Here is a 12,858-nt window from a genome sequence, read left to right on the forward strand (position 1 = left end):
CGCGACGCCCACGCACTCCGATGGTCGCCCGCGCTGCTGTCGCTTGTTCTCACTCTTGTTGCCCGACCCTGACCTGTGGAAATCCTGGATGTCCTCGCAAACCGCTGCCGAACGTGAACTGGCCGAACTCCTGGTCGAAAGCCTGAACCTGGAAGACGTCCAGCCCGCCGACATCGACCCGGAGGCGCCGTTGTTCAATACCGGGCTGGGGTTGGACTCGATCGATGCGCTGGAACTGGCGCTTGCGATCAGCAAGCGCTACGGCTTCCAGCTGCGTTCGGACAACGACGAGAACCGTCGCATCTTCGCGTCGCTGCGCGCATTGTCGGCGCATGTCCAAGCCAACAAGACCGTCTGATCTGCCGACTGCGCAATCCCCCGACGCACCCGCGTGGGTGCTGGGGCTAGGCGTTCTGCTGGCGGTGGCGTATTCGCCGTTGGCCCATTGGGCCAATGCCAGCCACCGCCCGGAGGTGGCCGTCGTCGCCGGCGGTTTGCTGGTGCTGATGGTGTTGATCGAACCGATGGTTGCGCGTCGGGCCTGGGCCTGGGCGCTGGCACTGCTGCTCCTTGCCGGACTGGGCGCGTTGTGGCATTCGCCGTATGCGATGTTGGTGCTGGCGGCGCCGCCGGTGGTGTTCACCGGTTGGGTCGCCTGGTTCTTCGGGCGCAGCCTGCGGGCCGGACGCACGCCGCTGATCACGCGCATTGTGGAAGGCCTGTACGGCCAGGCCGGCATGCCGATCACCCCCGAACAACGCCGCTACACGCGCCGCCTCACGCTGGCCTGGGCACTGCTGCTCTGCGGCCTGACCCTGGCGAATCTGGTGCTGGGCCTGTGCGCCGAACCCAGCGGCGTGCTGGCGCAGTTGGGCGATGCCTCGCCGCTGCCGATCAGCGATACGCGCGCCTCGTTGTTCGCCAATCTGCTCTGCTATGGCGTGATTGGTGGCTTCTTCATTGGGGAATATCTATTGCGCGGCCGCTGGTTTCCACAGCGTCCCTATCGTAATCTGCCAGACTTCTTGCGTCAGATGGCGCGGCTCGGGCCGGACTTCTGGCGCGATCTGCTGCGCTGAGTGCGTGGCCAGGGGTAGCGACGTACGTGCATATTTTCGGGGACAAGACAAAGATGCCGTTGGCAAGGATGCCGTCGCGCCTGGCGTGGACTGTGTTCAACCTGTTGCAATTGGCGTTCACGCTGGCCTTTACCGCTGGCGGGATCGTCTACGCATTGGTATTGCTGGCGATCACGCGCGATGCCGACCGGATGCTGCGCATGGGCGGCTGGATGTGGTCGCCGGTGCTGTTTAGCGGTGCGGGCGCCCAGGTCATCGTGGAAGGGCGCGAGCGGGTGGATTGGTCCAAGAACTATCTGTTCGTGAGCAACCACCAGTCGATCATCGACATTTGCGCGCTGTTCCACGCCCTGCCGGTGCCGCTGCGCTTCTTGCTCAAGGAAGAAATGCTCAAGGTGCCGTTCGTGAACTGGTATGCGCGCGCCACCGGCATGCTGTTTCTGGACCGCGACAGCCGCAGGGCAGGGGCGCTGGTGCGCCGTCAGGCGGCCGCGCTGTTGCGCGAGGGCAAACAGTTGTGTCTGTTTCCCGAAGGCACCCGCAGCCGCACCGGCGCATTATTGCCATTCAAGGCCGGGCTACTGCAGGCCGCTATCGATGCTGGCGTGCAGGTGGTTCCGGTGGCGCTGGACGGCTGCGGCAAGGTATTGCCGGTCGATGGCCTGTTCAGGGTGCGCCCCGGCATCATCCGCGTGCGGATCGGTACGCCGATCGCGGTGACCGGGCCGGATGCGCCGGATCGCCAACAATTGACCGAGCAGGCACACAAGGCCGTGGCTGCAATGCTTCAACCCAGGATCTGAGTTCCGCGCTTATGGATTTCGTCGTGCCGCATGATCATCCCTGCCTGCCCGGGCACTTTCCGGGTCGCCCCGTGGTGCCTGGCGTGGTCGTGCTCGACCATGTGCTGCAGGCCGTGGAAGCAGTGCATGGTCCGCGCGCAGCCGCACGCCTGCCGCAGGTGAAGTTCGTGCAGCCGTTGCTGCCCGGGCAGACCGCCTCGGTCACGCTGGAAGGCGATGGCCCGCGCTGGCGCTTCCGCGTGCAGCGCGACGGTGCACTGCTGGTCAGCGGCGAACTGGTGGCGGAGGCGGCGGCATGAGCAAGCACTGGAAACAGCGTCCGGAAGGCGGTGGGCGCTTTGCGTTGTGGCTGATCCGCGGTATCGCACGGCACGGCGGGCGGGCGGTGGGGCGCGCGCTGCTGTATCCGATCACGCTGTATTTCCTGCTGGTGCGTGCGCCTGAACGCGCGGCCTCGCGTGCCTATCTGGCGCGGGTGCTGGGCCGTCCGGCCACGCTGCGCGATGTGGCGCGCCACCTCCACACCTTTGCGTCGACCATCCTGGACCGGGTCTACATGCTGTGCGGGCAGATGCAGCGCTTCCGCGTGGACATCAGCGGCCTGGATCAACTGCACACGCAAATGGATCGCGGTCGCGGCGTGCTGATCTTCGGTTCGCACCTGGGCAGCTTCGATGCGCTGCGCGTGCTGGCCACCGAGCGTCCGGACGTGCAGGTCAAGGTGGTGCTGGACAAGGCGCACAACCGCGCCATGACCGACCTGCTGGGTGCGCTCAACCCGCAGCTGGCTGCCAACATCATCGACGCCGGCATGGATGCAACCTCGATCGTCATGGCGATCAAGGAAGCCACCGATGCAGGTGCGCTGGTGGCGCTGCTCATCGACCGCCCGCGCGAAGGCGACCCGGCGCTGCCGGCGATGTTCCTCGGCCGCAACGCGATGTTCCCGACCTCGCCCTGGCTGATCGCCGCTGCGCTCAAGGTGCCGGTGGTGCTGGCGTTCGGCTTGTATCGCGGTGGCAATCATTACGAGCTGGCATTCGAAACCTTCAGCGAAGGTCTGGACGTACCGCGTCGTCAGCGCGCTCCCGTGCTTGCGGTACTCATGCGCGATTACGCTGCCAGGCTGGAACATTACACCTGCTACGCGCCGTACAACTGGTTCAACTTCTACGATTTCTGGAACACCCACCATGCCGATGTGCCGCACCCTGCCGTGGATGCTGATACTGCTGTTCAGCGCCGCACCGCTATGCGCCGCACCGCCTGAGACGCTGGACGTCGGGCAGGTGCTGCAGCGCCTGGCTCGCCCCGCACCGGTCAGCACCGAATTCGTCGAACTGCGGGGTTCTGCCTTGCTGAAGACGCCGTTGCGCGTGGAGGGGCACTACCGTCGCCCGGATGCGCAGACGCTGGTGCGCGAAGTGAGTGCGCCCTACCACGAAACCACCACGCTGACCGGCGACGAAGGCGTGCTGGAACGCGAAGGCAAATCGCCACGCCGTTTTTCGTTGAGCCGCGTGCCCGAACTGGCCGGCTTGAAGTCCGGCTTCGGCGCGTTGCTGTCGGGTGACCGGACGCTGCTGGAGCAGCACTACAGCGTCAATGGGCAGGGTCAGCCGCAGGCCTGGCAGCTGACGTTGCAGCCCAAGGACGCCGCCGTGGCCAAGCAGGTGCGCGAATTGCGTCTGTACGGACGCAACGACGAACTGCGGTGTATCGAAAGCGTGCCGGCCAAGGGGGACGTGCAGCGCACGCTGCTGGCCGGCGCGGCGCGCGCGGCGGCCGGCGTGACCGATGTCGCCGCGTTGACCACGCTCTGCCACGGTTCGGGCGCGTGACCGCGCGCGGGATGGTTGCGCCGGTCGTCTCTGAAAACATCACACCATTGGCAGCTGGAAAGCGCATCTCGCCGATAACCGCCGATGCCGTGCGCACGGCCGGTGGGCGTTCGGCCGCTGTCGCAGGACACGCACACCATGGCGCTTGAATTGAACGCAAACCGCCGCATCGGCCTGGCGCTGCTGTGGCTGGCATTGCTGGCAGTGGCTGGATTCTGGCTGAGCGAGACGCTCAAGGTCACCGGCGACCTGCGTAAATTCATGCCCGCCCCGCGCACGCCGGCGCAAAAACTGCTGATCGAAGAGCTCGGCGAAGGCCCTGGGTCGCGGCTGCTGCTGATGGCGTTGTCCAATAGCGACCCCGTCACCTTGGCCGAGCAGTCGCAGCAACTGCAGAAAGCGCTGGCCGCACAGCCGGACCTGTTCGAACTGGTCGGCAACGGTGGCAGCGCTGGGTTGGAGGCGATTCCCAAGCGCTTGCTGCCGTATCGCTACCTGCTCAGCGACAGCTTCGACACGACCCCGCTCGACGCGCCGACGCTGCAAACCGCGTTGCAGGCACGCGTGCAGGATCTGGGCTCGCCGGCGGCGGCCATGGTGGAACCGTTGCTGCCGCGCGACCCCACGATGGAAATCCTGCATCTGGCCGAAACCCTGCAGCCCGCAACGATGCCGCAGACGCGCAATGACGTGTGGTTCGATCGTGCCGGCACCTCGGCGCTGTTGATCGTGCAGACACGCGCGGCCGGCTTCGACCCTACCGGCCAGCAGCTGGCCTATGACGCCGTGCAGGCAGCTTTCGCGAAAGTCAGCAAAGGCACGTCCACGCAGTTGACGCTGACCGGGCCGGGCGCATTCGCCGTGGAAATCACCGCGCGCACCCAAGGCGAGGCGCAGTGGATCGGCACCCTGGATACGGTGGGTCTGGTGCTGTTGCTGCTGGTGGCCTACCGCAGTTGGAAGATTCCGGTCCTTGGCGTGTTGCCGCTGGCCAGCGCCGGTCTGGCCGGTTTGGGGGCTGTCGCACTGCTATTCGACGGCGTGCACGGCATCACCGTGGCGTTCGGGTTCACGCTGATCGGCGTGGTGCAGGATTATCCGATTCACCTGTTCAGCCATCAGCGCCCCGGTCTGGATCCACGCGAAAACGCGCGGCATCTGTGGCCGACGCTGGCCACCGGTGTGGTCTCCACCTGCATTGCCTATGTGACCTTCCTGTTTTCCGGTGTGGACGGCTTGCGGCAGCTGGCGGTGTTCACCATCGCCGGCCTTGCTACCGCCGCGGTCACCACGCGGTGGATGCTTCCGGCCCTGATCGATCCGGCCCCGCGCGACTATGCCGATTCGCGCCTGCTGGCCGTGCTGTGGCGGGGCGTGGCGCGCTTGCCGCGGCCACGCATCAGCCTGGCGGTGATGGCCGTGGTTGGCCTTGCGGTGATCGTGTTTGCGCCGGGGCAGTTCTGGCAGAACGATCTGTCGAAGCTGACGCCGGTGCCGCCCAAGGCATTGGCGCAGGACATGCATCTGCGTCAGGAACTGGGCGCACCGGATGTGCGTTACGTGCTGGCACTGCCGGCAGCGAACGATGAGGCGGCGTTGCAGGCCAGCGAGCAATTGCGCCCGCGCCTGGATGCATTGGTGCGCGATGGTGAGTTGCTCGGTTACGACATGGCGGCACGCTATCTGCCCAGCGCCAAGACCCAGCATGCGCGCCAGGCGGCATTGCCCGACGCGGCGCAGGCGCGTGCGTTGACCGAGATTGCCGTCGCCACCACGCCGTTCCGCAGCGATGCATTTGCGCCGTTCCTGCAGGATCTGAATGAAGCCAAGCGCGCCGCACCGCTGCTGCCGAAGGATCTGACCGGCTCGCCGCTGGCGACGTCGGTCGGTGGCCTGTTGCTGGGCCGTGGCGATCGCAGCACCGCGTTGGTGTCATTGACCGGCCTGCGCGATCCGGCGGTCCTGGCGGCTGCCGTGCAAGGCAGCGGCGCGCAATTGCTGGATCTGAAGGACGCCTCCGAATCCTTGGTGGCTGCCTACCGTGGCCGCGTGCTCGGTGCGCTGGTACTGGCCGCATTGTTGCTGGCGGTGACCGTGGCGATCGCACTGCGCAGCCCGCGCCGCATCGTACGCGTGCTGCTGCCGATGGCGCTGACCACGGTGCTGATCTTGGCCATCCTGCGCGGCACCGGGGTGGAGCTCAATCTGTTCCATCTGATCGCGCTGATCCTGGCTGCCGGCCTGGGCCTGGATTACGCACTGTTCTTCGATCACGCCGGCGACGATCATGCCGACCAGCTACGCACGCTGCATGCATTGATCGTATGCAGCCTGATGACGCTGCTGGTGTTCGCGTTGTTGGCCGCTTCCAGCATTCCGGTATTGCGTGCCATCGGCAGCACGGTGGCGCTGGGCGTGTTGTTCAATTTCATTCTGGCCTTGCTGGTGTCGCGCGAACCGGCGCTGGAACGCACAGCCAATGGAGAGCCGCATGCAGGGACGTGACGCGATTGCCACGCTGATTCCGCACCAGGGCAGCATGTGCCTGTGGGAAGAAGTGATCGAGTGGGATGCGCAGCGCATCGTGCTGCGCAGTCACGCGCATCGCAGCGATGCGCATCCGTTGCGGTCCAACGGGCGCCTGCGTGCGCTACATCTGTGCGAATACGGCGCGCAGGCCATGGCCGTGCATGGTGGTCTGCTGGGCCGCGCGTCTGGCAAGCTGGTACGCCCGGGCATGCTGGTGGCGCTGCGTGGCGTGGAGTTGCACGTGAGCTATCTGGAAACGCTGCCGGAGGCGATCGACTGCCAAGCACAGGTGCTGATGCAGGGCGAGGATAGTCAGCAATACAGTTTTCGCCTGACGCATGGCGAGCACGTGCTTGCCGAAGGGCGTGCCACGGTGATGCTGGGGGCCGCGCAGTCGTAGCGCGTTTGATCCTTGGATTGGCTCGGCGTCGGCGCGATGTCCGGCTGATCTGGGGGGGCGTTGGTGCACAACCGCATGCCCGCATCACCGCGTGATGTGCCTTCGTTTTCTCGGTCGCGCAGCGTTATCAGTCTTGAGCAGATGGCTGGCATCTGGCCGGCATGACTGGTTAGGATGATGCCCTCTTTTGTTCCCGCCGCCGCATATGCGGCTCCATCGAGACGTTCATGAGCACATCCATTCCACAACGTCGCGCACTCGTCACCGGCGGCAGCGGCGATCTTGGCGGTGCGATCTGCCGTCACCTGGCTGCGCAGGGCCGGCATGTGATCGTGCATGCCAATCGCAATTTGGCGCGTGCGCAAGAGGTGGTTGCTGCGATCGTGGCCGATGGCGGTAGCGCACAGGCAGTGGCCTTCGATGTGGCTGACGCGCAGGCAAGTTCGGTGGCGTTGGAGAGCTTGCTGGAAGCCGGTCCGATCCAGATCGTGGTCAACAACGCGGGCATCCATGACGACGCGCCGATGGCGGGTATGAACGTAGAGCAGTGGCATCGCGTGATCGATGTCTCCCTGCACGGTTTCTTCCACGTGACCCAGCCGTTGTTGCTGCCGATGGCGCGCACGCGTTGGGGCCGCATCGTCAGTGTGTCGTCGGTGGCGGCCGTGTTGGGCAATCGCGGACAGACCAACTACGCCGCCGCCAAGGCAGCGTTGCACGGTGCCAGCAAGTCGCTCGCGCGCGAAATGGCCAGCCGCGGTATCGCAGTGAATGTTGTCGCGCCCGGCGTCATCGAAAGCGACATGGTCGGCGACAGTTTTGCACCGGAGGTGATCAAGCAATTGGTACCGGCCGGCCGCGTCGGCACGCCCGATGACGTGGCTGCGCTGGTCGCCTTTCTGTGCTCGGAAGCGGCCGGCTACATCAATGGCCAAGTCATTGGCGTCAACGGTGGGATGGGCTGAGGGCGACTAACAAAACTACTGCGTAGCCGCCAGGCGGGCGCGGCCGGTGCTCGAATCCTCATGTACAACTCGTACATTCCGGTTCTGAGTGCGCCGTCCACGCCCACCTGACGACTGCTCGCTACGTTTTGGTAGCCGCCCTAAATTGCATCGAAGTTGATGTAGCGGCATTGCCCGCGCATCACGGATGCCTTGGTAATGAGGACTTCATCACCAGCACGACTAAGCGTGTGGATGTATTCCAGTTTTCCTGAGGATGTCTTGAGAAAGGTGTAAACCTCGGCGGTCTTCCCCGGATAAACAACCAGAACGGATAGCGAAGTGATGCCCCGGCTCAGAAGCATTATTCGTGCTCCTTCCTCGCGAGCTGACACTATCTCCTGGCGAACATCTACATAAATCAGATCGTAATCGTCCCCATGCTTTGAGAGCTTGGTCAGACCGCCTGTGATCCTTTCATCGTTCCAGCGACTGTCTTTGGCTGTAATGACGCCTGTCTCGGCGTAATAGCCTTTTCCCTCAGGATTTGAGCACGAGGCAATCTCTGCTGCATACGTCGGTGTGCTGATTGCAACTAATGTAGCGAAACAAGCGAATTTCATTCGCGCACCCTACGTATGGCAGGTCTCACGCCGCGTCGGCATACCAGGGGGCAGTAAGAATCGGATCGCCGTTGGCATTGGCAGTCAACGCATCCAGACCGTGGTCGGGAAGGTCCGGGTAGCGTTGACGTGCCTGCTGCAGGATCTCGCGTGCCAACACCGCCATCTGCGCGACGTTGCGATGAATGCGCGCGACAAACGCGTCGTCGTCCAGCGTGTCGTTCAATGCCCCATTGAGCTCGTTGAACCAGCCGATCAGGTATTGGTCCAGCAGCCGTCCGGTGCCGGTGGTGATGCCCTGGTCAGTATTGCGCATGCCCCAGTCGTGCAGCACCTGCTGCATTGCCAGATTCATATCGCGCGCAGACAGAAAGTCGTTTTTCATGCGCGAGAGCAAACTGAGATTGGCGATGCGCCCGCTGCAGAACAGCGGTGCCAGCAACGACCAGTAGTAGGTGTAATCCCAGATCACCTTGACCGGCATGACCTGCTCGTCGCCGAACAGCGCGTACTGGTCTTGATACAGGGTCAAGGTGTTTTCGTAGAACGAGAAATACAGCTGCTCATACAGCTCGGTATACGGGCTGAGCGACCTGCCGGCACGATCGCGGCCGATCAGTTCGCAGATATAGGTGTTGGAGATCGCGATGAAGTCGCTGCCGGGCGAATAGAACGGATCCAGGAACAAGCCCGCCTCGCCGGTGAGCGCCCAGCGCTGCGACGAGAACACCTGCTTGCAGCCATACGAAAACTTGCGCAGGAACAGGAAGTCCTGCAGGCGGTAGTCGGCCTTGTCCAGCGATGCGGCGACCTGCGGTTGATGCAGGCGCAGCCAGTCCATGGCTTTCTCGTGCGTGTTCATGGTCTCCAGCGGGTGCATCTGCGCATCGCAGACGATGCCCAGCGAATGTGCGCCCGAAGACAGCGGAATCAGCCAGAACCAGTAACCCGGCCCGCACATGTGATTGGTCGAGCGCCAGCGGTCCGGCGGTGTGCAGCGCTGCAGCCAGCTGCTGTCCTGCGACCAGCCATTGGGGTCGATCAGACCTTCCACCCGCCACCACACCGCATTGGCGTTGTGGTCGTTGTCCTGCGCCAGGCCGAGCTTGCGCTTGATCAGGCCAGCGCGGCCGCTGGCATCGACCACCCAGCGTGCGCTCAGCGTGCCGGGCGTGCCGTCGCGTTCGAAGCGCACCGCATGGTCGGTGTCGTCTTCGGACAACTCGATGCCTTTGACGCTGCAACTGTCGACAAAGGCGATGCCCTGCGCGCGCGCACGTTCACCGAGGAAATTCTCGAAGCGGCCGCGGTCGATCTGCCACGACGGCGTCGGCAGGATCTGGCTGACGCCCAGCTCGGTGCAGCGGTCGATGTCCTCGCGCTTGTCGGAGAAGAAAAAGCGGAACCCGAACTTGCGGATCTGCTCGGTCTCCAGATGCTCGCGCAGGCCCAGCACGTCGGCAAAATAATGCGCGCCGATTTCCACCGTGGATTCGCCCACCTTGAACGCCGCCTCGCGCACCGGGTGCGCACGGCGCTCCAGCACGGTGATCGCAAGCTCCGGGTCGCGTTGACGCAGCTGCAAGGCCAGACTCAGGCCGGCCAGACCACCACCGGTGATAACGACATCGGCACGCTGTGCATTCATGGGGATGGCTTGCTCTTGGTAACCGCAGGCACAGTAGCAAATTCGGCGTCGGCATCGTCGATGATCACCGGGTTGGCGCGCACATTGCGGTACTCGCGCCAGATGTGGCCATAGGCCCACACCTGCTTGACCACATGCGAGGTGATGTTCCACAGGTCGCGCACCAGCCGGAAATGGCTCTTGCGGAAGGTGCCCGGCGAGGTGCCGGCATAGCGGGTTTCGATCGGCACCGCGACCACGCGCGCGCCGGCCTGGCGTGCGGCTGAAATCAGCAGCTGGGCTTCGAACACGAAGCCTTCGCCGGGCACATTCGGCAGGGTGAACACCGACGCCGGATACAGCCGCTGGCCGCTCTGGCTGTCTACCAGGCGAAAGCCGCAACCCCAGGCAATGCCCCAGTCACCAAAATCGTTGCCGATGCGGCGGATGGTGGGCTGGGTGGCGCGCTTGCGCATGCGCGCACCGATGATCACGCAGCCGGGGTGACGGTTGGCAGCGGCCAGCAAGCGCGGGAAATCGGCCGCTTTATGCTGCCCGTCGCCGTCCATGGTCATCACCGCGCGCATGCCAAGACGCTGTGCTTCGGCAAAACCGCTGCGCAGTGCGGCACCCTTGCCCATGCGCTGCGGGTGACGGATCAGCGTGACCGGCATGCCGGCGATGCACTCGGCGGTGCCGTCGTCGGAGCCGTCGTCGACCACGATGACGTGCGAGCAATAGGTCAGCGCGTCGGTGACCACTTCGCGGATGCGCAGCGCCTCGTTCAAGGCCGGCACCAGAATGGCGGTGTCGTCGCGGCTCAGCGGTTGCCGGCTCATCGTTGAATCTCCACGCGCAATACCCGGCCCGGGGCGGCATACAGCGCCACGCTGTGGCCATTGCCGGCCAGCAGGTCGAACAGCGGCAGCATCGGCGCCATCGCATTGCTGGCGACGTGACGTGCCAGCGCGCCATCGCCGGGCGAGGGCGTGCCGTCTTGCAGATGCGCGTGCAGCTGCGGCTTGCCGGCCTGGCCGGGCGTGCCCAGCACCAGCGCGCTACCGAGCAGCCCCTGGCTGGGCGCGACCCGACCCAGCGGCCCGACCGAGCGGGCGTCGTAGCTGGCCAGCAGCACTGCCTCCGCGCCGGCGGCGCGTTGTACCAGCGCTTCCAGCAGGCCCTGCGCGAAGCTGCCCAGGCTGGCGCTCATCGCGGTCGCCGGGGTCATCGCGCCGGCGCCGATGGTCCAGTAGCCGGCCGCGGCGTTATGCACCGAGTTGTGGAACTTGGTCGGCGAGATCGCCAATGGGTCGCTGGCCAGGGTGGTGCACATGTAGTCGGAGATGGCCAGATCGCCGTAGGTGGAGGTAAAGATGGACGGCAGGCTGGCCGGATCGCGGCCAGCGGCGCTGCAGGCGGCCAGCGCCGTTTCCAGCGACACCGCCACGGTGTCCGGCGCACGGCGGCGTTCGTTGGCGGCCAGCAATTGCGGCGCCGGGCGAGCGGGGGTTTCCTGCAGCGCGCCGCCGCGCGCGAATGCGCTGGCAGCCTCCCAGTTGGGCAGCCCCTGGGTCCAGAAGCCGATGCCTTCGATGGTTGCGGTCAGCATCAGCGGGCCCGCCCGAACAGCAGCGAACAGTTGTTGCCGCCAAAGCCGAAAGAGTTGTTAATGGCGTAGTCGATCCGGGCATGGGCGTTGTCGAAGCGGATCTGCGGGCCGCAGGCCGGGTCGGGCACCTCGCTGTTGAGCGTGCCCGGCAGCACGCCGTCGCGCAGCGCCAGCAGGGCGATCACCGATTCAACGATGCCGGCCGCGCCCAGGGTGTGGCCGGTCCAGGCCTTGGTCGAGCTGGCGTGCAAGGTGCCGGGGAAGATCGCTGCCACGGCGGCGGCTTCGGCGCTGTCGTTGGCCGGCGTAGCGGTGCCGTGCAGATTCAGATAGCCCACCGCGGCTGGCTCCAGACCGGCGCGGTCGAGCGCACCGCGCATCGCCAGCTGCGCGCCCAGCCCTTGCGGATGCGGCGCCGACATATGGTGCGCGTCGCTGGATTCGCCATAGCCATACAGCCACAACGCTGCATCCGGGGCGGCGGCCGGGCGTTCGAGCAGCGCAAAGCCGCCGGCCTCGCCCAGGCTCAGGCCGACCCGGCGTGCATCGAACGGCTGGCACATCTCCGGTGCCACCACCTGCAGCGAGTTGAAGCCGAACAGCACGCTGCCGCACAAGGTGTCCACGCCGCCGACCAGTGCGGCGTCGATCACTCCGGCCTCCATCAGCCGCGCCGCCTGGGCGAACACCTTGGCGCTGGACGAACAGGCCGTGGACACGGTGACGCACGGGCCACGCAGGCCGGTGGCGTGCTGCACGAAGTCGCCCAGCGAATGCGGTGTGTGCACGATGGGGCGATTCAGATCCTCGGGGAAGCGCGCGCCATCGGCGTCTTCGACCAGCCGTGTATACGCTTCTTCGCTGGCGCCGATGCTGAAGGTGGACGTGCCGATGATCACCGCCACCCGCTCGGCGCCGTAGCGCTGTGCGGCGGCCTGCATCGCTTGCGCTATGCCGTCCTGTTGCAGAGCCAGCCAGGCCAGGCGATTGTTGCGGCAATCCCATTCCTGCAGTGCATCGGGCAACACCACGGCTTCTACGCCATCGACGCGGCCGACCCAGCAGGGCAGCAGCGGTTGCGGTCCGAAATCGTTGCGACGCAGGCCGCTGCGCCGAGCGGTCAATGCGGCGGCCTGGGCGGCGAGCCCGGCGCCGAGCGCGGTGGTGGAAGTGAACGCGGTGACGGCAACCGGGGCCATCTGGGACGAATGCTGCGCTTGGCTCACGATGGTCTGGCTGGCAAAAAGTGCTGCCAGTATATCGATGGCGCGCGTGGGTCCTGTGGACGGCGCAACTGAACGTCACAGTCATGTCGCTGACGCGGCTGGGATTTTTCGCGCAAGTCGCGCTTTCGCCGTCGCCGCAATTGCGACACAATCGACGCGACACACCTCTCTTTCGAG

14 protein-coding genes and 1 other RNA gene are annotated in these 12,858 nt (G+C 65.4%); 10 read left to right on the top strand and 5 right to left on the bottom strand.

What is annotated here, in order from left to right; translation table 11 throughout:
• Positions 1–88: 88 nt before the first annotated feature.
• From xanC to M0D43_RS12640, 10 genes are all read left to right on the top strand, one after another.
• Positions 89–358, top strand: a complete 270-nt coding sequence (gene xanC / locus M0D43_RS12595; protein WP_005914783.1) for a xanthomonadin biosynthesis acyl carrier protein XanC — start codon at positions 89–91, stop codon at positions 356–358.
• A 37-nt stretch (positions 359–395) separates the two neighbouring features.
• Entirely contained in the window at positions 396–1,079 is a 684-nt protein-coding gene (locus M0D43_RS12600) for a COG4648 family protein (protein WP_260808269.1), read from the top strand.
• A 53-nt stretch (positions 1,080–1,132) separates the two neighbouring features.
• Complete coding sequence (locus M0D43_RS12605) at positions 1,133–1,882, top strand: lysophospholipid acyltransferase family protein (protein ID WP_252164884.1); 750 nt, start codon at positions 1,133–1,135, stop codon at positions 1,880–1,882.
• 11 nt (positions 1,883–1,893) lie between these two features.
• On the top strand, positions 1,894–2,181 hold the full coding sequence (locus tag M0D43_RS12610; protein WP_484636953.1) for an ApeI family dehydratase: 288 nt from the start codon (positions 1,894–1,896) through the stop codon (positions 2,179–2,181).
• On the top strand, positions 2,178–3,152 hold the full coding sequence (locus M0D43_RS12615) for a lysophospholipid acyltransferase family protein (protein ID WP_252164886.1): 975 nt from the start codon (positions 2,178–2,180) through the stop codon (positions 3,150–3,152). Before M0D43_RS12610 ends, M0D43_RS12615 begins: the two co-directional genes overlap by 4 nt.
• Complete coding sequence (locus tag M0D43_RS12620) at positions 3,076–3,723, top strand: LolA-related protein (protein ID WP_313905025.1); 648 nt, start codon at positions 3,076–3,078, stop codon at positions 3,721–3,723. Before M0D43_RS12615 ends, M0D43_RS12620 begins: the two co-directional genes overlap by 77 nt.
• A gap of 138 nt (positions 3,724–3,861) precedes the next feature.
• Positions 3,862–6,228, top strand: a complete 2,367-nt coding sequence (locus M0D43_RS12625) for an MMPL family transporter (RefSeq protein WP_252164887.1) — start codon at positions 3,862–3,864, stop codon at positions 6,226–6,228.
• On the top strand, positions 6,215–6,652 hold the full coding sequence (locus M0D43_RS12630; RefSeq protein WP_252164888.1) for a hotdog family protein: 438 nt from the start codon (positions 6,215–6,217) through the stop codon (positions 6,650–6,652). The genes M0D43_RS12625 and M0D43_RS12630 overlap by 14 nt, the downstream gene beginning before the upstream one ends.
• Positions 6,653–6,879: 227 nt before the next feature.
• Positions 6,880–7,617, top strand: coding sequence for a 3-oxoacyl-ACP reductase FabG (fabG, locus tag M0D43_RS12635; RefSeq protein ID WP_252164889.1), 738 nt, complete (start codon positions 6,880–6,882; stop codon positions 7,615–7,617).
• Between the two features lie 60 nt (positions 7,618–7,677).
• A non-coding RNA gene (locus M0D43_RS12640) (sX9 sRNA) lies at positions 7,678–7,754 on the top strand.
• A 3-nt stretch (positions 7,755–7,757) separates the two neighbouring features.
• On the opposite strand, the gene M0D43_RS12645 is transcribed toward M0D43_RS12640, so the two are convergent.
• The 5 genes from M0D43_RS12645 to M0D43_RS12665 are packed head-to-tail and all read right to left on the bottom strand — an operon-like array spanning position 7,758 to position 12,654.
• Complete coding sequence (locus tag M0D43_RS12645; protein WP_252164890.1) at positions 7,758–8,219, bottom strand: hypothetical protein; 462 nt, start codon at positions 8,217–8,219, stop codon at positions 7,758–7,760.
• A gap of 25 nt (positions 8,220–8,244) precedes the next feature.
• Positions 8,245–9,867, bottom strand: a complete 1,623-nt coding sequence (locus M0D43_RS12650; RefSeq protein ID WP_252164891.1) for an NAD(P)/FAD-dependent oxidoreductase — start codon at positions 9,865–9,867, stop codon at positions 8,245–8,247.
• Entirely contained in the window at positions 9,864–10,685 is an 822-nt protein-coding gene (locus M0D43_RS12655) for a glycosyltransferase family 2 protein (protein ID WP_252164892.1), read from the bottom strand. Before M0D43_RS12655 ends, M0D43_RS12650 begins: the two co-directional genes overlap by 4 nt.
• Positions 10,682–11,455, bottom strand: coding sequence for a beta-ketoacyl synthase chain length factor (locus M0D43_RS12660; RefSeq protein WP_252164893.1), 774 nt, complete (start codon positions 11,453–11,455; stop codon positions 10,682–10,684). Before M0D43_RS12660 ends, M0D43_RS12655 begins: the two co-directional genes overlap by 4 nt.
• Entirely contained in the window at positions 11,455–12,654 is a 1,200-nt protein-coding gene (locus tag M0D43_RS12665) for a beta-ketoacyl-[acyl-carrier-protein] synthase family protein (RefSeq protein WP_252165053.1), read from the bottom strand. Before M0D43_RS12665 ends, M0D43_RS12660 begins: the two co-directional genes overlap by 1 nt.
• Positions 12,655–12,858 lie beyond the last annotated feature (204 nt).

Origin of the sequence: Xanthomonas prunicola, assembly GCF_025266575.1 — a bacterium.
Taxonomy (GTDB): Bacteria; Pseudomonadota; Gammaproteobacteria; order Xanthomonadales; family Xanthomonadaceae; genus Xanthomonas; species Xanthomonas prunicola.